Consider the following 19577-nt stretch of genomic DNA (forward strand, 5'->3'; position numbering starts at 1 on the left):
GAGACATGGAAGGGCCTAACTAAGCTGCAGGCTCGGATGAGCGCTGCCGAAGGGAACTGCCGGGAGGCGGGGAGGTAACGGCGGTGTCACCGAGCAGCAGCGTGGGCGTGGTGCCCGCCGCCACCGTCACGGCAACAGCTGTGCCCACCGGATGGCGGACGCTGTGCGGCTGCCAGGACCGCAGGGTCCGCCCGGAGGCCAGCGTCACGTAGTGCAGCACGAACGCGCCGTGGTACTCGACGGCGGACACCCGGGCCGGGGAGGCCGGATCGGGGAGCAGCGCCACCTCGTGTGGCCGCAGGACCACGTCAACATCGGCATCGGCATCGGCCCACCCGGGGACCGTGGAGACGACGCCGATCTCACAGGTCAGCAGGGCTCGGTGCACCTTGGCCGGGAGGAAATCGGCGTCGCCCATGAACGAGGCGACAAAGCGGGTGGCCGGCTGTTCAAACACCTTTTCCGGAGTGTCCGCCTGCTCGATGACGCCGCCGCGCATCACCACCACCCGGGTTCCCACGGACAGCGCCTCGGTCTGGTCATGGGTCACCAGGACGCCGGTGGTGCCGGCTTCCTTGAGCGTTGCCACGGTGTCCCGGCGGACCTGGGCCCGCAGGGATTCGTCCAGGCTGGAGAACGGCTCGTCGAGGAGTACGACGGCGGGCCGCGGGGCCAGGGCGCGGGCCAGCGCCACGCGCTGCTGCTCGCCGCCGGAAAGTTCGTGCGGGTAGCGGTCCGCCAGGTGGGAGAGCCGGACGAGGTCCAGTACTTCGCCGGTCCGGGCCCGGCGCTCGCCGCGGCCCAGCCGGTCCAGGCCGAACTCGACGTTCCCGGCCACGGTCATGTGGGGGAACAGGGCGTAATCCTGGAACACCAGGCCCACCCGGCGTTGCTCCGGGTAGACAAACCGGCGCCGGTCGGCAACCACGTCACCGGCGACCCGGATGGTGCCCGCGTTCGGGCGTTCGAGGCCCGCGGCGAGGCGGAGCGTGGTCGACTTGCCGCAGCCCGACGGGCCGATCAGGGTCACCAGTTCGCCGGCCGGGATTGACAGGCCCAGCGACTCCACGCCCACGGCCGAGCCGTAGTGCTTGCTGACGCCTTCAAACACCAGCGCAGCGGGAGCCCCGCCGTCGTTCTCGGTACGCGGTGCCTTCTGCGCCCTGATACTCGCACGGATGGTCATGGGCGGGCCTTTCGGTCAATCTCAGCCCGGCGGGCCTGCCTGACAAGGACGAGGACGGGGAGGACGGCGGCCGCGACAATGACCAGCGCGGGCAGCGAGGCCTTCTCCCAGAAGTTTTCACGCGCCAGCTCATAGACCCAGACGGAGGCTGTGGTGAAGCCGAAAGGGCGCAGGAGCAGCACGATGGGCAGTTCTTTGACGGCGTCGATCGCCACCAGCATCAGGGCGACGGCAATTCCGGAGCGGGCCAGCGGGAAGTGCACGCGCGCCAGGATGCGGCGCGGGCCGGCGCCGAGGCTGAGGGCGGAGGAGGTGATGGTTGCCGGGATCTTCGTGAAGCTGGCGTCCACGGCCTGGTAGGCAGGGGCGAGGAACCGGATCACGTAGGCGTAGAGGATGCCCAGCACGGAGCCCGTCACGAGCAGTCCGGTGCCGCCGGGAACGCCAGCGCCCTCCAGGGCCGTATCCAGCGAGGCGAAGGAGATGAGCACGCCGATGCCCACCACGGCGCCGGGGACTGCGTAGCCGAACGTGGTCACCTGTGCCGCGGAGGAGGCGAAGCGTCCACCGTTCAGGCGCACTCCGTGTCCCACCGTCATCGCCAGGACAACGCAGGCCGCGGCGGTGACCGCGGCGACCAGGAGCGTGTTGATGATGTACTCGCCGAAACGGGGATCTGCCAGGAACCCAGGGTTCTTGGCCGCTCCGCCAACGGCCCAGGCCAGGAGCTGGATGACGGGGATCAGGAAACCGGTGCTGACCGCTGCCGTGCAGAGGGCCGCGGCTGCCCAGCCGCGGCCTCCCTCGAGCCGCTTGGGCTGCAGGCCCTGCCCGCGGCCGCCCTGCCGGTGGTAGCGGGCCCGGCCGCGCAGCGCCCGCTCGGCAGCCAGGACCGCGACGGCGAACAGCAGGACCAGGACCGCCAGCTGCGTGGCCGCATGGAAGTTGAAGGTGCCCTTCCAGACCAGGTAGACGCCCACGGAGACGGTCTGGACGTTGAAGTACTGCACCGTGGCGAAGTCCGTCAGCGTTTCCATCATCACCAGGGACATGCCGGCGGCCAGCGACGGCCGGGCCAGCGGGAGCAGGACCCGGCGCAGCGTCCTGGCCTGCCCGGCGCCGAGGGTGCGGGCCGCGTCATAGGTGCCGGGGGAGTGCTCCAGGAGCGCCGTGCGCGCCAGCAGGTAAACGTAGGGGTAGAGGGACAGCGACATCACCAGCACCGCGCCCGGAAGGGATCGGACTTCGGGCACCCAGATGTCCGCGCCCAGGAAGCCGCGGAGGGCCGACTGTACCGGTCCGGACACGTCGAAGACGGACAGGAATACGAAGCCCAGGATGTAGGCGGGCACGGCCAGCGGCAGGACCAGCAGCCAGACAAATACATTGCGCAGCGGGAAACGGTAGGCGGTCACCAGCCAGGCCAGGCCGCCACCCACCAGCAGCGATCCCGCGGCCACGCCGCCCATCAGGAGCAGGGTGGTGGCCACCATGCCGGCAAGCCCGCGCGGGGGCGCGGTGCTGCCCAGGCTGCCGAGGCCGTCGAGGACCACGGCGAGTACGGGGGTGGCAACCACGGCGGCCACCAGGGCCACCAGGGCGGACCACGCCGGGCGGCCGGCACCGGCCGTCCGGCCGGGACGGCGCTTCGGCGCCCTCGACTGCGCGAGGACCGCCGTTTCGGTCATTTGTATCCGGCCTCGGCGAGCAGGTCGACTGCTTCGGCGTTGAGGTCGCCGTAGGCTTCAGCGTTCAGCGGCATCCGCTTGAACTCGCCGAATCCTGCGATGACCGGTTCGGGCTTGGCCGCGGGGTTGACGGGGAACTCGTGGTTGGCGTCCACGAACGCGTTCTGTCCCTTGGTGGCGAGCCATTCGATGAGCCGCTGGGCGTCCTCGGCGTTGTCCGAACCCGCGACGAGGCCGGCGCCGGAAATGTTGACGTGGGTGCCTGCGCCCTGCTGGCTGGCCCAGTGGAGGTCCACCTTGAAGTCCGGCTTCTCCTCCAGAGTGCGGGCCAGGTAGTAGTGGTTGTTGATGCCCACGTCACAGGTTCCGGCGTCGATGGCTTCCAGCAGCAGGACGTCGTTGCTCATGATCTGCACCTCGTTGGCCACCCAGCCCTTGGCGATCTCCAGGGCGTTTTCACGGCCGTGCAGGTCGATCAGGCTGGCCACCAGCGACTGGGTGTAGGACGAAGTGGAATCGCGCATGCACAGCCGTCCCTTCCACTTGGGATCGGCGAGGCCGGCGTAGGTGTCCGTGGCGTCGAACTCGGCGGGATCCACGTTGTCCGGGTTGTAGGTGACGGTGCGGGCCCGCATGGCCAGGCCGAACCACCGGCCCTGCGGGTCGCGGAGGTCCCCGGGGACGGCCTCGTTGAGCGCGGCGGAGTCGACGGCGGCGAGCTCGTCCTGGCGGGCGGCGTTCCACAGGTTGCCGGCGTCCACGGTCATGAATACGTCCGCCGGGCTGTCCTCGCCCTCGGCCTTGAGCCGCTCCAGGAGCTCTGCGTCATCGCCGGTGATGAACTCCACGGAAATGCCGGTCTCGTCGGTGAAGTCGCCGAATGCGCCCTCGAGGTCATAGTGGCGGGCGGAGTAGATCTGGAGATCGGCGGGCTGCCCGCCGATGATGCCGCAGCCTGTCAGGGCGGCCGCGACGGCGGCAAAGCTTGCGGTGGCTGCGATCAGGCGTCGAATGGGCACGGAGGGGAGCTCTTCTCACATGGGGGCGGGTTTCCCGCAAGGTAATTTAGCAAGGTAAGGCTATCTTAATTCGGCGTTTCACCTTGAAATTATTAACTTGCGGGACCCTCCGTGCTGCTTGGAGCCTCCCTAGCGCTTACCGCCAGGCAATGTGGTAACCGCTCGGGCCCACATGGATGACGCCACCCTGGTAGTCCTGGGCCACGCTTCCGTCATTGCCTGTGGCGTATTCACCACTTGTGGGGTAGCCGAGGCGGCCTGACTCGTACCCTGTGGAGGCCCAGATGGTGCGGATGGCCCCGACGGAGATCTGGGCCCCGGTCTTCGCTGACCAGATGATGGCGCCGCCCTGGTAATTCTGGAAGACCCCGCCATCCTTGAGGCCGCCTATATCGTCGGTGACCGGGTAGCCGAGCCTGCCGTTTTCGAAGCCTGTGGCCGCCCACCGGTCGCGGATTGCCCCAATGGAGATGTGGGCACCTGTTGTCGGCGAGTAGATGATGGCGCCCCGTTCGTAGTTCTGGAAGACCCCGCCGTCCTTGAGGCCGCCAATTTCGTCGGTGACAGGGTAGCCGAGCCTGCCGTTTTCGAATCCTGTGGACGCCCACTTCTCGCGGATTGCGCCGATGGAGATGTGGGCCCCTGCCGTCGGCGAGTAGATGATGCTGCCGCGCTGGTAGTTCTGGAAGGCCCCGCCGTCCTTGAGGCCGCCTACGACGTCGCTGACCGGGTAGCCCAGCGCGCCGTTCTCAAACCCTGTGGACGCCCACTTCTCTCGGATTGGCCCGACAGAGATGTGGGCCCCGGTTGCCGGCGAGTAGATGATCGAGCCGCCCTGGTAGTTCTGGAACACCCCGCCGTCCTTGAGCCCGCCTATTTCGTCAGTAATCGGGTAGCCGAGCCTGCCATTCTCGAATCCTGTAGACGCCCACAAGGCACGGATCGCGCCCAGGGTGACATGCGCCCCTGATGCGGGCGAGTACATGATGCAGCCGCGTTCAAAGCACTGGTATCCGCCGTTGTCCTTGAGGCCGTAAACCTCAGGTGTGGTGGCTGCTCCGAGGGCGCCGTTCAGCGACTCCGCCTTGGCTGCAATGGCGGACTGCACGGGCTGGGCTGCGGCCGTGGTGAAAGTCCACGTCCTGTCCGCCGCCAGCGCGTTGCCGGCGGCATCCTTCACACCGCTGCTGCCACCCTTGATTGTCGCCGTGTATTGAGTGTTTGCTGCCAGGTCAGCACCGGGGTCCAACGTAGCTACCCTGTCGGCGCTGCTGTACGTCACAGTGGCCGGCACCGCCGTCGTGCCCGCATGCAATAAGAACGTGCTCGACGAAATCGTCGACGCGTCCATGCCCTCCGAGAACGTCGCCGTCACATTCGCCGAAACCGCCACGCCGGTGGCACCGGCAGCGGGAGCCGTCGTCGTCACCGTCGGAGGCGTGGTGTCAGTGCTGCCGCCGCCGCCCCCGGTGGGGTCAAAGTAGTGCCAGTACCGGCTTGTGGCATTCACATCGGCGAGCACCAGCAGGCCGCTGTTGGCAGTTCCCCAGGCCGCGCTGTTGACGTTCTGCTTGGTCGAGGTCACGTTGTGCACATACTGGTCGGCATCCACGATGCGGGCCGTCTTCTCAGTAGTAAAGCTGATGCTGTCCAGCGGCGAGGACTTCTCGTAGATCGCGCCGCCCGTGGTGGAGCACACCCCGGCGTCCAGGACGCCACTGGGCTTCGGGTAGGTGGCGAAGGTGCGGACCTTTTGCGCGTGTTCATCGATCAGCACGATGACCCGGTTGGGACATTCGGAGACCGTCGCAATTGTGTGTGCGCTCCAGGTCGTGCCGTTCAACGCCAGCAGCTGGATCAACGGCTGGGACGCGGACGTGTTGGACGTTTTTATGGCAGCAAACACTCTTCCGCCCGCGGACGCATCCAGCCATTTCAGGTAGATGTGGTCGTCACCGCTTCGCAGCCCGGACACGGCTGCTACAGGAGCGGTCCACTCTGAGTCCGCCGCTCCATCCAGGTGGTAGCTCCAGTAGACGCCGTCGGTGGCATCCCCGATTTGCCGGCTCCACATCAGGCCCATCTTGTTTCCGTCGAACGCGATCAAAGCCGAGGTGTCGTCCACGGAAACGTTGCCGAACGCCGACGGATGCGCGAAGGGGGTTCCCCACGTGGCGCCGTCTGTGCCGGTGGCGTTGAGGTAGATCTGGTTGCCCTGCTGCCAGGTGGCCCATACCCGTCCGGTTGAATCCTTGTCGATGCTCAGGAGTTCAACTTTGGAGTTGTTGATTTGCGTGGAACCCAGCAGCGTGTACTTGTCTGCGCCCGGGTCGTAGCTGTAGCGGCGCATGTTCGTGGGAAATCCCGGCTCCGCCGGCAGCCCGTCGTTTACGAACCGGTAGCTGGCGACGTACAGGGTTTTCCCGTCCCACAGCACGTCATGATGCGTATTTGCCCGCGTTTCGGTCATCACTCCGGTGCTGGCCCACGAGCTCGTCGCCGGATCGAACCGGAAGATCTCGAAATCCGAGGTGGCAGCGTTCCACAGGTTCCCCCACCAGGTCCCGTCGTTGAACCACAGGGAACTGTTGGCCCGCTTTGTACCCGTCGGCGTTCCCGTTCCCGAATGCGAGGGACCTTCAACCCCCACATCCCCCGTTTCAGCACTCGCCGGAACGGGTGCCACCAGGACGCCGCCCAGGACCACCAGGAGCGCTGTGAGTAACGTGTAGAGCCGCAGATCCGGGACCCGGCGCCGGCGATGACCGGCCGGACGATCGACTCCCCGCCTTACCTGGCGCCAGGAAGTCCTGGAGCCTCTGCCACCCATGTTCCTGCGAATAAATTGAAAGTCCATCAATTTTGCTCCCAAGCCTAGAACTGCCACCGCCGATTTCCAGTTCGTACAGTGTCATTGCCCAGGGCGTCCGAAACAATCCCGGCCTTTCCCTGCTCGATGCCCCTATATCGCCCTGAACAGGCAAAACGCTGGTGCACGGTTCAGAAGACTCGCCAAACCTTGCGTGCACCTTGACCGTTTCTTGAGGAGCAGGGGCGACAGTATTGGCACGCCGTGTAGCAGTGTGCGGCACTGCCCGGCCAGCCGGGCTGGGGGGACAGTCAACGGGAATCATCCCGAGGTCTCAAAACGTCCGCCGGCGCCTCCCCCGGGGCGTCGGCGGATACTTCTTAACGGCCTTGGCCCGCCTGCGAATCCGCGGCGACCCGGCCGCCGTCGAGCATCACCACCCGGTCCGCCCTGCCGATGTCCCCGGCGTCGTGGCTCGATTCCAGCACGGTCACTCCGCGCCGCAGCTCATCCTGGACAGCCGTGCGGATCAGCCCGTGCGCCCTGCTGTCCAGTCCCGCCGTCGGCTCATCCAGGATCAGGATGCCGGACTCCTGCGCCAGCCCCTGCGCAATCAGGGTCCGTTGCCGCTGCCCGCCGGAGAGCTCCTGCAGCTGCCGGCCTGCCAGGTCCGTAATTCCCATCCGTTCCATGGCGTCGAAAACCTTTTGCCGGTCCGTCCGCAGCAGGGGGAGCAGTCCGCGCCGGTGCGGCCACCGTCCCATCTCCACTGCCTGGCGGACGGTGCACGGCATGGACTCAGGCGTCCTGGTGTGCTGGATGACGAACGCCGGACGGGCGGCGGCCTGCACCGTGCCCCGCCCAGGCTTGAGGACCCCGGCCGCCAGGGCCAGCAGCGTTGACTTCCCGGATCCATTCCGGCCTGTCAGGACCATGTGGGTTCCCGGCGCGAGGGCCAGCGACACGTCCTCCAGCACCTGCCTGTCGGGGTACGCAAACCCCACTCCGCTGAGTGTCAGCGTCTGCACGGCGCCGCCTTTCGTTATTGCGAATGAGTCTCATTTAATACTGTACGATGAACCGCGATGGAATGGTTACTTGATCCCCTGAATGCCTCATTCGTGCAGCGCGCCCTGCTGGGCGGCGGCCTGGTGGCGGTGGTGTGCGCCGTCGTCGGAACCTGGGTGGTAGTACGCGGCATGGCGTTCCTGGGCGATGCCATGTCCCACGGACTGCTGCCCGGCATCGCCATCGCGGCGCTGGTGGGCGGAAACCTGATCGCGGGCGCGGCCCTCAGCGCGGCGGCGACGGCGGCCGGCGTCTCCGCCATTACCCGGAACCGGCGCATTTCACAGGACACCGCCATCGGCCTGCTGTTCGTCATCATGCTCTCCGCGGGGGTGATCATCGTGTCCGCCTCCGGCTCCTTTGCCGTGGACCTCACCGGGACTTTGTTCGGCGACGTCCTGGCCGTCGGAACGGACGACATCCTGGTGCTCGCCGTCGTCGGCCTTGTGGTCCTGGCGCTCGCGGCCGTGTTCCACCGGGCCTTCCTGGCGGCGGCGTTCAACCCGCAGAAGGCCGCCAGCCTGGGGCTGCGTCCCCGGTTGACCCACTTCGTGCTGCTTTGCCTGGTCACCCTGGCCGTCGCCTCGTCCTTCCAGGTGGTGGGCACGCTGTTGGTGTTCGGGCTGCTCATCGCCCCGCCCGCGGCCGCGCTGGTTTGGGCCACGTCCATCAGGACCGTGATGATCCTCGGCTCCCTCATTGGCGCCGCCAGTGTTGTGGCTGGCCTCTGGATCTCCTGGTACGCATCCACAGCCGCCGGCGCCACCATCGCCCTGGTGGCCGCCCTGTCCTACTTCGTCTCCGCCCTGACCCGCGCCGCAGTCCGCCGCAGGCCCGGCACCGGGCCTGCGCCCGCCGTCGAACCAGTCCCCTCGCTAGAAATGGAACCGCTTCCCCGTGCCCCGCACCACGCCTAAACTGTCCGCCCTCCTGCTCGGCCTTCCACTGCTGCTGTCCGCGTGCGCCCCGACCGGCGCCGAACCGCAGCCGGACGAAACCGCCACCCCGCACGGCTACGTCGCCGGGGCGCAGGAGAACCCCGAGCCGCAGACCGGCCTGCTCACCTTCAACCGGGAAACGGGGGAGGGGCAGTTGCTATCCCTCCTCACCGGGGACACGTCCCCCGCCGGCACCTCCGGCCCCATCGGCGCCGCTTACCAGGACGGCCGCTACGCCCTGCTCACCGGGGCGGCTGACGTCCAGGTGTTCGATACCGGTGCCTGGACTGTGGACCACGGCGAGCACAAGCACTACTACAGCGCCGAACCCGGCCTGGTGGGGACGGCCGCGGTGCCGCGCGCCGGCGCCGTGGCCGGGGACGGGAAGGCCATCGCCGTCTTCTCCAAGTCCGGCGGCTACGCGTCAGTGTTCAGGCACAAGGACCTCGACGCCGGGACCGTTCTGGAGTCCGCGCGGATCACCAGCTCCCCGCACGACGGACTGGTGGTGCCGTACGAGGGGCACTTCCTGGCATCCGTTGCGTCCGGCCCTTCCGCTGCGGCCGGCGGGGTGGAGGTCCGCGACGGAGAGGACCGCACAGTCCTGCCGGCGCAGGACTGCCCGGGCCTTTCCGGGCACGCCGCCACCAGGGTGGGCATGGTCTTCGCCTGCACGGACGGTGCCCTGCTGGTCACCGAGGATGACGGCGCCTTCGCCGCCGAAAAGATCCCTTATCCCGACACTGGCGCGGGCCATTCGGCGGCGGCAAACCTCGGGAACCGTCCCGGCTCCAACGAGCTCGCCGGGCCCGCGGGGGAGGACGGCGTCTGGCACCTTGACGTGTCCAAGCGGATCTGGACCCACCTGGTTACTCCGGTCCCGGTCGCCGCTGCGGCGGCCGTCGGGGACGCGAAACGGGTGCTGGCTGTTGGTGTGGACGGCTCACTCATCAACTTGAACCCCGGCACCGGCGAGGTGGCCGCCCAGGTGCCGCTGCTCGAGGCGCCAGCCGGGAATGGGATTCCGCAGCTGCGGATCGACGCCTCGCGCGCCTACGTCAGCGACCCCGCCCGCCGGCTTGTCCATGAGATTGACTACGCGGACGGGCTCCGTGTTGCGCGGACCTTCGAGGTGCCTGCCGCGGACTTGATGCTGGAGACCGGGCTGTGAGGCGCGTTGTCCTGGCGCGGCTGGCCGGCGCACTGGTGGTGCTGGGCCTGGCGCTGAGCGGATGCTCCGCCGTCGCCGCCGAACGGGCCACAGTGGTGGTCACCACCAACATCCTGGGCGACATCACCCGCAACCTGGTGGGGGACCAAGCCGAGGTGGTGGTGCTCATGGAGGCCAATGCTGATCCGCACTCCTTCGGCATCTCGGCCAGGCAGGCCGCGGTGATCGAGAACGCGGACCTGATCGTCCACAACGGCGGCGGGCTGGAGGAGGGGATCCTCAACCACGTGGAGGCAGCCGCCGCGGAAGGCGTGCCGACGGTCGCGGCGATGGACGCCGTCGAACCCCTGGCATTCACGCACGGTGACGACGGCGGCGGCGACGCGGAGGACCCGCACTTCTGGACTGACCCCGCCCGGGTGGCGGAGGCCGCCGAAGCCATCGCCGGCAGCGTGCTGGAACATGTCGACGGCGTGGACCCGGACGCCGTGCGCGCTCACACAGGCTCCTACGTGCAAAAGCTCGGCGAGCTCGAAGCGTCCATGGAGGCCAGTTTCGCCGCAATCGAGCCGGCCAAGCGGAAGCTCATCACCAACCACCACGTGTTCGGCTACCTGGCCGCGCGGTTTGGTTTTGAGGTGATCGGCGCGGTCATCCCCAGCGGCACCACGCTCGCCTCGCCCAGCTCAGCGGACCTCAACGACCTGACCGGCAAGATCCGCTCCGCCGGCGTGGTGGCCATTTTCGCCGACTCCTCCCAGCCGGAGCGGCTGGCCCAGGTCCTCGCCGCCGAAGCCGGCCAGGACATCGCCGTGGTCCCGCTGTTCACCGAATCGCTGGGGGCCGAAGGGTCCGCCGGGACCACCTACCTGGACATGATGCGCGCCAACACCGAAAGCATCACCCAAGCATTGTCGTAAGTCCCACCCGCACCCCTGACGAAAAGGAAACTCCATGCAACACCCCACCCCGCCCGTACGCCTGCTCGCTGCACTGGCCGCCGCCGGCCTGATGCTCACCGGCTGCGCCGGAGCCAGCCCGGCCGTTAGCACATCATCCACCGCCTCCGCTGCCGCAACGGTTGACGCGGCCACCCCGCGGATTGTCACCACGTACGACGGCGGCGTCCAGGTCCTGGATCCCGAAACCTTCGAGGTGCTCGGCGACTTTCCCATCGAGGGCTTCAACCGGATCAACCCGGCCGGCGACGGGCGCCACGTCATCATCTCCACGGCCAAGGGCTTCGAAGTCCTGGACACCGGCGTCTGGTCCGACGGCGGCAAGCACTTCGCCCAGGGCCCGGCCATGACGGACATCGAGTTCCCCACCAGCAAGCCCGGACATGTGGTCCGGCACGAGGGCAAGACCATCCTGTTCAGCGACGGCACCGGCGAGGTGACCGTGTTCGAATCCGACGATCTTGCCTCGGGACAGCCGGAGGTTGAAACCCACCGGGCGGAAGAAGCCCACCACGGGGTCGCCGTCGAACTCTCCAACGGCGAACTGGTCCTCACACTCGGGAACGACGAGGAACGCCCCGGCATCGTGGTGCTGGACGGGGACGGCAAGGAGATCGCGCGGAATGAGGACTGCCCGGGCGTCCACGGCGAAGCAACCGCGGCCGGCGAAGCTGTGGTGATCGGCTGCCAGACCGGCGTCCTCATCTACGCCGACGGCGCCATCACCAAGCTGGACAGCCCCACCGAGTACGGCCGGATCGGCAACCAGGCCGGCTCGGACGAGTCTCCGGTGACCCTGGGCGACTACAAGCAGGACAAGGACGCGGAACTGGAGCGGCCCGAGCAGATCTCGCTGATCAACACCGAAACCAAGTCCTTGACGCTGGTTGACCTCGGAACCAGCTACAGCTTCCGCTCCCTGGCCCGCGGTCCGCACGGCGAGGCCCTGGTGCTCGGCACGGACGGTGCCCTGCACGTGATCGACCCGGAAACGGCGAAGGTGACCAACAGCTTCCCGGTCATCCCGGCCTGGGAGGAGCCCTTGAAGTGGCAGGAGCCTCGGCCCACGATTTTCGTCAACGGCCACACGGCGTTCATCACGGACCCGAAGACCAACAGCATCCACGCCGTGGACGTCGAGTCCGGCAAGGTCATTGGAACCGGCACGCTGGAGGACACCCCGAACGAACTGACGGGCGTCACCGGCTGACCCCTGCGACGCTCTCTCACCTTTCGCGCCTAAACCCGTGACGCCCTCTCACTTTGATTTCAGTCTCCTGGAGCAAAGTTGAGCAGGCGTTGGCCTGAAGACGCAGGCAGGGGAGCCGGCGGAGTATCACAACGCCGCAATGCTTGTCCTCTTGACCGTGAAGGCAGCAGTGCCTAGCGTCTGCAGATGTGACCATTGTGTTCGGCGGAATGGCAGCCAGCCTCGACGGGTACATCCGCTCGGCCAGCGGCAACCTGTCGTGGCTGAATGACGCCATGTCGAAGACTGAGGACTATGGTTTCGCGGCCACGGAGCAGCGCACAGGCGCCTACGTCATGGGCGCCAACACTTACCGTGAGGTGGCCGGCATGGGCGTCGGAGGCTCCGCCGTTCCCAGCTATGTGGTCACGCACGACGAAACCCTTGCCACACCCAAGAACACACACCTGTTCAGTGGCGACCCGGGCGACCTGGTGGCGCAGCTGAAGGCGACGCTTCCGGCGGACAAGGATATTTGTGTCTATGGTGGCGGGCAGCTTGTAACCGAGTTCATCGAGGCCGGGCTGCTGGATGAGCTGGGGATTGCGGTCATCCCGGTCATCCTGGGCGGCGGCGTCCCGTTCTTCGGCAGCCTCGGCCAATGGACAAGGCTGGAACTGGCGGAGTGCCGGCCTTATCCCTCGGGCATCGTGCTGCTGAACTACCGCCTGCGGACCGGCGCCGTCTGAGGGCCGGAGGTGCCACAAGTGAGCGGGCGTATCCAGAAGGCAGGTCAGGCGCAGCCCGCGCAGCAGGCCTCGCCCCGCCACGCGTTGATGCCCTCCCGGGCGGCGATGCCGGCGATGGCCAGGGCCGCCACGGAATCGGCCCACCACCAACCGAGCGTGCTGTTCAGGACCAGGCCCACCAGGAGGACGGCCGAGAGATAGGTGCACAGCAGTGTCTGCTTGGAGTCGGCAACAGCCGTCCTGGATCCCAGCTCGCGGCCGGCCCGGCGCTGCAGCCAGGACAGCACCGGCATCACGGCCAGGCTCAAGGCGGCGATGACGAGTCCCGGCGTCGAATGCTCAGCTGGTTCGCCGCTGAGCAGGGCCCGGACGGCATCGAAGGAGACGAACGCGGCGAGGGCAAAGAAGGACAGCGCGATGATCCGCAGGGTCAGGTGCTCGCGGCGTTCCGGGTCCTTCGAGGCGAACTGCCAGGAAAGTGCGACGGCGGACGCCACCTCCATCACGGAATCCAGCCCAAACCCGATCAGCGCCGCAGAGCCTGCGATGCCGCCGGCCCACAGCGCAACGGCGGCCTCAACGGTGTTGTAGGTGATGGTGGCCGCCGCGAGGAACCGGATGTGCCGGGTGAGGACCGCGCGCCGGGCGGGTGCCGGTGACAGCTGGAGGCCAATCATGATGTGCACGTCCCGTCCGGGGCGCAGCAGGCCGGATCAACAGCCAGCACCACGCCCAGCAGGTCGCGGATGGCGTGGCCCAGCCGGCCGTCTGCCAGTTCGTACCTGGTCCTTCGCCCGTCCGGGGCCGCCACCACCAGGCCGCAGCCGCGCAGGCAGGTCAGGTGGTTGGACATGCTTTGGCGGGATACGCCCAGTGATTCGGCGAGGTCGGAAGGGTAGGCGGGGCCGTCTGCCAGTGCCAGCAGGATCCGGGCCCGGGTGGGGTCGGACACCGCGTACCCGAAGCGCGCCAGGACCGGTGCATGCGTCAGCGTTTCCACGCTCATGAATGTACAGTGAAGAATGTATTCAGGTCCAGCTGTATCCAGAGCGGGTGCTGCACCTTGGGCAATTGTGGCCGATTCACGTTCTGCCGCCGCTACTATCTGAGGTAGGAAATCACCCTGCTTACTAACCCTGGGGGGCCGGTACGGATGGTCACAGCAGCAACCGAGGCAGCTTCGCGGCTGATCCGCCGGAACAACATCACAGTCTCCGGGCGCGCTGACGGGCCCGTGATGATGTTCGCCCACGGCTACGGCTGTGACCAGGACATGTGGCGGCGGCTGCTGCCCTACTTCGCCGATGACTACCGGCTGGTGCTCTTCGACCATGTGGGAGCGGGCCGCTCCGATGTGGACGCCTATGACCGGGACAAATACGGGACCCTGGACGGCTATGCCGAAGACCTGCTGGAAATCTGCGCCGCCCTGGACCTGCAGGACGTCATCCTGGTGGCCCACAGTGTGAGCGCCATGATCGCGCTGATCGCCGCCGTCCGGGAACCGGGCAGGTTCTCCCGGCTGGTCCTGGTGGCCCCGTCGCCCCGCTACACCAACGACGCCGCCGACGGGTACGTGGGCGGGTTTTCCGAGGAGGACATCGAGGGCCTGCTCGCCTCGCTGGACAGCAACTATGTCGCCTGGGCCGAAGCCCTCGCGCCGATGGCCATGGGCAACCCGGACGCCCCGGAGCTTGCGGAGGAACTCCGGAGCAGCTTCTGCCGCACCAACCCCTCGATCGCGCGGCATTTCGCCAGGGTCACCTTCCTCTCCGACAGCCGGCCGCTGCTGGACAAGGCCGGCTGCGAGTGCCTGATCCTGCAATGTTCCGATGACCTGCTCGCACCGCAGGAGGTGGGCGCCTACGTGCACCGGCACCTAGGGCAGAGCACACTGGTGCAACTGACGGCAACGGGCCACTGCCCGCATGTCAGTGCGCCCGAGGACACGGCCCGCGCCATCCTGAGCTATCTTGAGTCCCGCCCGTGACGGACGCCCCAGGCCCGCCCGCGGGCCACGACGAAACGCCGAACGACTTTGAGGCGCTGTTCCACCAGGCGCCGTGCGGATACCTGGTAGCGGACGATGGCGGCAGCATCATCGCGGTCAACGACACCTTTGTGCGGTGGACTGGTTTCGCCCGTCCCGACCTTCTCGGCCGCAGGCTGCAGGACCTCATGCCCGTGGGTGACCAGATCCTCTACTCAACCCACTGCATACCGCAGCTCGGCATCAACGGCTCAGTTTCGGAAATTGCGGTGGAGATCATCGACGCCGGCGGCGAACGCCGCGCCGCGCTGCTCTCGGCGCAGCGGATTCCCGGCTCCGGGCAGGAGCCCGCCAGTGTCCGCGTCATCATCTTCAGCGCCCATGAACGCAGGATGTTCGAAAAGGAACTGGTCGCCGCCCTCCGGGCCGCAGAGGAATCGGAGGCCAGACGGGGACAGGCGGAGAAGGAGCTGCAGCGGCTCGCCCTGCACGACTCCCTGACCGGACTGCCCAACCGCGCAGGGCTGAGAATGGCGCTCGAGCCTTTCCTGGACGGCAGGGCCAAGGCGACGCTGGCCGTCCTGTTTTTGGACCTGGACCACTTCAAAGCCGTCAACGACAGCCTGGGGCACTCGGCGGGGGATGAGCTGCTGGTGGCCGTGGCGGAGCGGCTGCGGGCCGCGGTTTCGGGAACGGGCAGCATTGCCCGGCTCTCCGGTGACGAATTCCTGGTGGTGCGGACCGCCGTCGACACCCCGGAGGCCGTGGCACTGGCCGCCGGCCTGCTGGATGTCCTTCGCGCGCCAATGCAGATTGAGGGCCTGGAAATCGTAACTTCCGCCAGCATCGGGATTGCGGTGGCGGACAACGCGGATGAAACGCTGGAAGACCTGATCCGTCGCGCGGACATCGCCATGTACCGGGCCAAGGAACGGGGGCGCGGCCGGTGGGTGCTGCACGAGCCCGCCGAAACGGATCCAACCGTGGACCGCCTCCGCGCACTGGGCGAACTGCGCCGAGGTATCAGGGACGGCGCCCTCCGGGTCCATTACCAGCCCCAAATTGACCTGCGGACCGGCACCGCCAGCGGCGTGGAGGCCATGGTCCGGTGGCAGCACCCTACGCGCGGGCTGCTGCCGCCGTCGGAATTCATCACCATGGCCGAGGAATCAGGGCTGGTGCGCCCCCTGGGTGCCTGGGTGCTGAACGAGACGCTGAAGCAGGCGGCAGCCTTGCGGCAGGACCCTCGGAACGCGGGCCTGGAATTCGCCGTCAACCTTTCCGCCCGGCAGCTGAACGATCCCGAACTGGTGGACGAAGTAAAGGGCGCCCTTCAGCTCTGGACGCTGGATCCGGCGCTCCTGCAGCTGGAAATTACGGAAACAGCCCTGATGTCCGATCCGGCGGCCGCGCTTGAGTCGCTGACTGCCCTGAAGAACTTGGGCGTCGGCCTGGCTGTTGACGACTTTGGTACGGGCTATTCGAGCCTGACGTACCTGAAGAAGTTCCCCATCAACGAACTGAAGATCGACATGTCCTTCATCGCGGGACTCGGCTCGGACTCCGGTGACTCCGCCATCGTGGGCAGCTGCATCGACCTGGCCCACGCCGTGGGCATCCGTGCCGTTGCCGAAGGCGTGGAAACGTCCGGGCAGGAGCAGGCACTGAGGGCCATGGGCTGTGACCTTGCGCAGGGGTATCTGTATGCCCGCCCGCTGCCGGCCCCGCTCCTGGAGGAATGGCTGCAAGCCAACCGGGGCGGCCGGCCGGTCAGTGCCTGATCATCCCTTCTGGTCTCGGGCGGCCGGACATCAGGAGGGAAAAGTAAAGTTCACTATTTCGCCCTGCCCGGCACGGCTACCCGGATAGGCGGGTACAACCGTGGTGGAGGGCAGGGCGAAAGACTGTAAATCGAAGGTTGAGGTGGCAGGCTCTGGGGCCCCGTACTGGGCGCTGGGAGTTGCCTTGGCGGTGGCCTATGCGGCCATTGCGGCTGCCGGAACGGCGGCCTTCCTGCGCGGCGCCAGCACGCTGATGGTGCACGGCGCCTGCTGCGGATCGATCAGGGTTGGAAGATGATGCGTCTCCGATGAGGTCCGAAGCATCTCAAGCGCCGCGTCATCAACACGGGCATGTGAGATATCCAGTTCCAGATCCAGGCCTTCCCGAAGGGAATTGGCCCGCTTTGCCACTACGTAAAGGGCGTTGACGCTATGGACGGTGATATGCCCCTTTGCAATCACCTTGGCTCGTGCTTGGTCGAGATCGATACGGACAACAATGTTGAGCTTTGAGTTCAAAATGTAAAGCCTTCCCCGGCATTGGCTGCGACGCTGCAGCTTCTTGCTATGGCCGTTTGCATCAGCCTCATCCAGAGTAGGGGCAGAATGTGACGCACGCAACATGAGGATGTTTATTACATCGATTGTTGTTTCATGACGCAGAGTTCCGCCGGTGGCGCCGCGCCAGCTTCGAAGTTTCCTTCCCGCCGGGTGCAGGTCCATCATTAGCCCATGGGCAAGCGCGCAAGCGACGGCCTGGGGGACGCGAACACGGATAACAGCGGCGGTGCCGGCGAACATGCCCGGAACCGCCCGGACCACGCGGTGGTGTTTGTCCACGGCATGGGCCGGGCCCTGAAAGGCGGGACGCTGCAGGAGTGGGCCCAGCCGCTGATGCTCAGCCTCCACGATCTTTCCCTGGACATGGCGCCGAACGCCCCGCACCCGCACCTGGTAATCACCAAAGCCAACGCAGTGGGCGATGCACCCGAGGTATGGGTGAAGGTGCTGCGCGGCTATGCCGGCGCAAAGCCGGACTACCTTACGGTGCTCATGACCGAGGCGTCCTGGGGCAGGGACTTTGAACCGGCGTCGGCCGCGTCCACGTACTCCTGGGCCCTGCGCACCGCACTGCGGGTGTACAAAAGGTCCCTGCAGCTGATCAGGTGGAACCTCTATCCGGGCCGGCGGCGGGCCAGCCTCGCATGGCTGGGTGCCCGGCTGCGGCAGGCGATCCTGACCTTCCTGGCGGCGTGTGCCGGGTTCTTCATCCTGCTGGCCGTGCTGGTGGTGCTGCTGCTGACCATCGTCCTGGCCTGGATTCCCGGGCCGGGCCGGTGGATCGGCAAGATCGTCTCCCTGTTCGCCGAATTCCTGGGCGATCCCCAGGTGTGGAAGCGCAAGCCCCTGCAGGCTGCCGCGATGCGGCAGCGGGTGGTGGACACGCTGCAGCGCTGGGACCACGACGGCGGGACGCAGGTGACGGTGGTGGCGCACAGCCAGGGTGCCGCGATCACCGGGCAGGTCCTGTTCCAGAACCAGGCGCGGGCCACAAACTTCGTCAGTGTGGGCAGCGGGCTCGACCTGCTGGGGTACGCCCAGTGGGGCGGCGGAACGGGGGAGGACCCGGTGACCGACTGGCTGGCGAACCCGGACCGGCCCCGGTGGATCAATGTCTGGGGCAAGTTCGACTTCGTTCCGGCAGGCCCCATTTCAACCCACGCCAACGGCAGACTGCCCGTCTTCGGCAAGATCTATGCCCGGGACACCGCGGGCGACGGCGGCCCCGGCCCGGAGGAGCATCCCGTCTATAACCGGTCCGCCCTGATCTATGACCACATCGTCTACTCCAGCAACAGGGTGGAGGTGCTGGATCCGCTGGCACGGCTGATCCTGGACCCGCCCTCCGACCCTCACGGCCTTGCCTTGCGGGGGCTCGACGGCGACCGGCGCCTCCGTCCGCACCGCGTCATGGTCAAGAGCCTGGGCGTAACGCGGCTTCTCTCGGTACTCACCGCAGCGCTCAGCGCCCCGGCGGCCCTGGCCTGGCTGGGCTCCCAGGGGTGGGCGAGGAACCTGGTGCAATGCGGCCCGCCCGGGGCCGGCCAGGACCCATGGTGGTCCTCCTGGCTGTGTTCCGGCCCTTCCTACCACTGGGGGCACTGGCAGAACTGGGGCGTGCTGGCGGTGACCACGGCCGTGTTCGCCGGTGTACTGGTGGGACTCCTGAACGGGCCGGTGTGGGGAGTGCTGCACAACCGGCTCCAGCGCAGGCGGAAACCGTCCGTCCGGCAATCAAGCGACCCCGCGCGCAACCGGCCGGCAAACCCATGGTGGTACGTCGCCTGGTACCTGCTGATTGTGACCGTGGTGGCGGTGGCCGTGCCGTTCATCCTCGCCTGGCCGGACCTGCCGTGGGTCCTGGTGGTGGTGCTGGTTGTCGCACTCTGGGCGCTGTGCTTCACGCGCACCAGCATCAGCGGGCTGCCGGCACGGACATCAGATTTTCGGGCGCAGGGTTCCCCGGCCGCGGGTTTACGGCAGGGTCAGCCGACTACCTCGGGAAGCCTGCCGGTTAACTCCGCCACCGGCGCTGAAGACCAGCGCTCGCGTTCGGGCTCGTAGGAGATCACCACGGAGGCGTCGCTGGCGCGGGCCTCGTCCATGGCGAGCAGCAGGGCGTCCTCCATGTGGCGGGCGTACTCCAGCCGCTCAGCCAGGCTGCCCTGAAGTTCGGCGTCGTCGATCAGGACGTGGCCTTTCCCGTCCACGACGACTTTCAGGGAGTACCCCTGGTCCTCGTGGAGTGATCCCCGGGTGGATGAAATTTCGGTGACTCTTGCTGCCCGGACCAGCCCGTTGCCGAGCGTTCGGATCCACACTTCACCCATCAGATGACCTCCCCTTGGCTATGGGCGCGGATCAGCGCCCCATAAGGCGAACGCTACTCCTGTACAGGCCGTTTGTGACCCCCGAATTTTGGTCGATGTGGGGGAAACGGCAGCGGGGAAATTTGCATAGCGGCGCCGC

At 67.3% G+C, this 19577-nt stretch carries 17 protein-coding genes; 8 read left to right on the forward strand and 9 right to left on the reverse strand.

The window, feature by feature from the left end:
* Positions 1–19: 19 nt before the first annotated feature.
* From AC5RUO_RS03795 to aztA, 5 genes are all read right to left on the reverse strand, one after another.
* Positions 20–1186, reverse strand: a complete 1167-nt coding sequence (locus tag AC5RUO_RS03795) for an ABC transporter ATP-binding protein (RefSeq protein WP_494102857.1) — start codon at positions 1184–1186, stop codon at positions 20–22.
* Positions 1183–2874 (reverse strand): ABC transporter permease, encoded by a 1692-nt coding sequence (locus AC5RUO_RS03800; protein WP_494102858.1) that lies wholly within the window; start codon positions 2872–2874, stop codon positions 1183–1185. The genes AC5RUO_RS03795 and AC5RUO_RS03800 overlap by 4 nt, the downstream gene beginning before the upstream one ends.
* The gene (locus AC5RUO_RS03805) at positions 2871–3893 is read right to left on the reverse strand and encodes an extracellular solute-binding protein (protein ID WP_494102859.1); all 1023 of its coding nucleotides are present in this window, start codon (positions 3891–3893) and stop codon (positions 2871–2873) included. Before AC5RUO_RS03805 ends, AC5RUO_RS03800 begins: the two co-directional genes overlap by 4 nt.
* A 136-nt stretch (positions 3894–4029) precedes the next feature.
* Positions 4030–6600 carry an Ig-like domain-containing protein gene (locus tag AC5RUO_RS03810; RefSeq protein WP_494102860.1) on the reverse strand — a complete coding sequence of 857 codons (2571 nt, stop codon included), beginning with the start codon at positions 6598–6600 and terminating at the stop codon, positions 4030–4032.
* Between the two features lie 482 nt (positions 6601–7082).
* Positions 7083–7730: a zinc ABC transporter ATP-binding protein AztA gene (gene aztA / locus AC5RUO_RS03815; RefSeq protein ID WP_494102861.1), complete on the reverse strand. Its 648-nt coding sequence runs from the start codon at positions 7728–7730 to the stop codon at positions 7083–7085.
* A 57-nt stretch (positions 7731–7787) separates the two neighbouring features.
* Here aztA and aztB point away from each other — a divergent pair, with 57 nt between their 5' ends.
* The 5 genes from aztB (at position 7788) to AC5RUO_RS03840 (ending at position 12776) form a co-directional block, all read left to right on the forward strand.
* Positions 7788–8687, forward strand: a complete 900-nt coding sequence (aztB, locus tag AC5RUO_RS03820) for a zinc ABC transporter permease AztB (protein WP_494102862.1) — start codon at positions 7788–7790, stop codon at positions 8685–8687.
* Positions 8668–9879, forward strand: a complete 1212-nt coding sequence (locus AC5RUO_RS03825) for a hypothetical protein (protein ID WP_494102863.1) — start codon at positions 8668–8670, stop codon at positions 9877–9879. The genes aztB and AC5RUO_RS03825 overlap by 20 nt, the downstream gene beginning before the upstream one ends.
* The gene (aztC, locus tag AC5RUO_RS03830) at positions 9876–10799 is read left to right on the forward strand and encodes a zinc ABC transporter substrate-binding protein AztC (protein WP_494102864.1); all 924 of its coding nucleotides are present in this window, start codon (positions 9876–9878) and stop codon (positions 10797–10799) included. Before AC5RUO_RS03825 ends, aztC begins: the two co-directional genes overlap by 4 nt.
* A gap of 34 nt (positions 10800–10833) precedes the next feature.
* Positions 10834–12048: a zinc metallochaperone AztD gene (aztD, locus tag AC5RUO_RS03835; protein ID WP_494102865.1), complete on the forward strand. Its 1215-nt coding sequence runs from the start codon at positions 10834–10836 to the stop codon at positions 12046–12048.
* A 188-nt stretch (positions 12049–12236) separates the two neighbouring features.
* Positions 12237–12776 carry a dihydrofolate reductase family protein gene (locus tag AC5RUO_RS03840; protein ID WP_494010265.1) on the forward strand — a complete coding sequence of 180 codons (540 nt, stop codon included), beginning with the start codon at positions 12237–12239 and terminating at the stop codon, positions 12774–12776.
* A 44-nt stretch (positions 12777–12820) separates the two neighbouring features.
* Here the strand turns inward: AC5RUO_RS03840 and AC5RUO_RS03845 are convergent, their stop codons facing one another.
* Positions 12821–13453 (reverse strand): cation diffusion facilitator family transporter, encoded by a 633-nt coding sequence (locus AC5RUO_RS03845; RefSeq protein WP_494103373.1) that lies wholly within the window; start codon positions 13451–13453, stop codon positions 12821–12823.
* Positions 13450–13776, reverse strand: coding sequence for an ArsR/SmtB family transcription factor (locus AC5RUO_RS03850; RefSeq protein ID WP_494103374.1), 327 nt, complete (start codon positions 13774–13776; stop codon positions 13450–13452). Before AC5RUO_RS03850 ends, AC5RUO_RS03845 begins: the two co-directional genes overlap by 4 nt.
* A gap of 153 nt (positions 13777–13929) precedes the next feature.
* Here AC5RUO_RS03850 and AC5RUO_RS03855 point away from each other — a divergent pair, with 153 nt between their 5' ends.
* The gene (locus AC5RUO_RS03855; protein WP_494010267.1) at positions 13930–14766 is read left to right on the forward strand and encodes an alpha/beta fold hydrolase; all 837 of its coding nucleotides are present in this window, start codon (positions 13930–13932) and stop codon (positions 14764–14766) included.
* Entirely contained in the window at positions 14763–16547 is a 1785-nt protein-coding gene (locus AC5RUO_RS03860; RefSeq protein WP_494102866.1) for a sensor domain-containing protein, read from the forward strand. Before AC5RUO_RS03855 ends, AC5RUO_RS03860 begins: the two co-directional genes overlap by 4 nt.
* Before the next feature lie 195 nt (positions 16548–16742).
* Here AC5RUO_RS03860 and AC5RUO_RS03865 read toward each other — a convergent pair whose 3' ends face one another.
* Entirely contained in the window at positions 16743–17273 is a 531-nt protein-coding gene (locus AC5RUO_RS03865; RefSeq protein ID WP_494010269.1) for a hypothetical protein, read from the reverse strand.
* 6 nt (positions 17274–17279) lie between these two features.
* On the opposite strand from AC5RUO_RS03865, the gene AC5RUO_RS03870 reads away from it, so the two are divergent.
* Positions 17280–19172 (forward strand): hypothetical protein, encoded by a 1893-nt coding sequence (locus AC5RUO_RS03870; protein WP_494102867.1) that lies wholly within the window; start codon positions 17280–17282, stop codon positions 19170–19172.
* Here the strand turns inward: AC5RUO_RS03870 and AC5RUO_RS03875 are convergent.
* On the reverse strand, positions 19094–19438 hold the full coding sequence (locus AC5RUO_RS03875; RefSeq protein WP_494010271.1) for a hypothetical protein: 345 nt from the start codon (positions 19436–19438) through the stop codon (positions 19094–19096). The genes AC5RUO_RS03870 and AC5RUO_RS03875 overlap by 79 nt on opposite strands.
* Between the last annotated feature and the right edge of the window lie 139 nt (positions 19439–19577).

The organism is Arthrobacter sp. Y3221087, from assembly GCF_059089905.1.

Bases quoted from the DNA above. Each gene is read 5' to 3' on its own strand.
- AC5RUO_RS03865 (WP_494010269.1), bottom strand. From the start codon at position 17,273: ATGATGGACCTGCACCCGGCGGGAAGGAAACTTCGAAGCTGGCGCGGC.
- aztB (WP_494102862.1), top strand. From the start codon at position 7,788: ATGGAATGGTTACTTGATCCCCTGAATGCCTCATTCGTGCAGCGCGCC.
- AC5RUO_RS03800 (WP_494102858.1), bottom strand. From the start codon at position 2,874: ATGACCGAAACGGCGGTCCTCGCGCAGTCGAGGGCGCCGAAGCGCCGT.
- AC5RUO_RS03875 (WP_494010271.1), bottom strand. From the start codon at position 19,438: ATGGGTGAAGTGTGGATCCGAACGCTCGGCAACGGGCTGGTCCGGGCA.
- AC5RUO_RS03845 (WP_494103373.1), bottom strand. From the start codon at position 13,453: ATGATTGGCCTCCAGCTGTCACCGGCACCCGCCCGGCGCGCGGTCCTC.
- aztD (WP_494102865.1), top strand. From the start codon at position 10,834: ATGCAACACCCCACCCCGCCCGTACGCCTGCTCGCTGCACTGGCCGCC.
- AC5RUO_RS03795 (WP_494102857.1), bottom strand. From the start codon at position 1,186: ATGACCATCCGTGCGAGTATCAGGGCGCAGAAGGCACCGCGTACCGAG.
- AC5RUO_RS03855 (WP_494010267.1), top strand. From the start codon at position 13,930: ATGGTCACAGCAGCAACCGAGGCAGCTTCGCGGCTGATCCGCCGGAAC.
- AC5RUO_RS03870 (WP_494102867.1), top strand. From the start codon at position 17,280: ATGGGCAAGCGCGCAAGCGACGGCCTGGGGGACGCGAACACGGATAAC.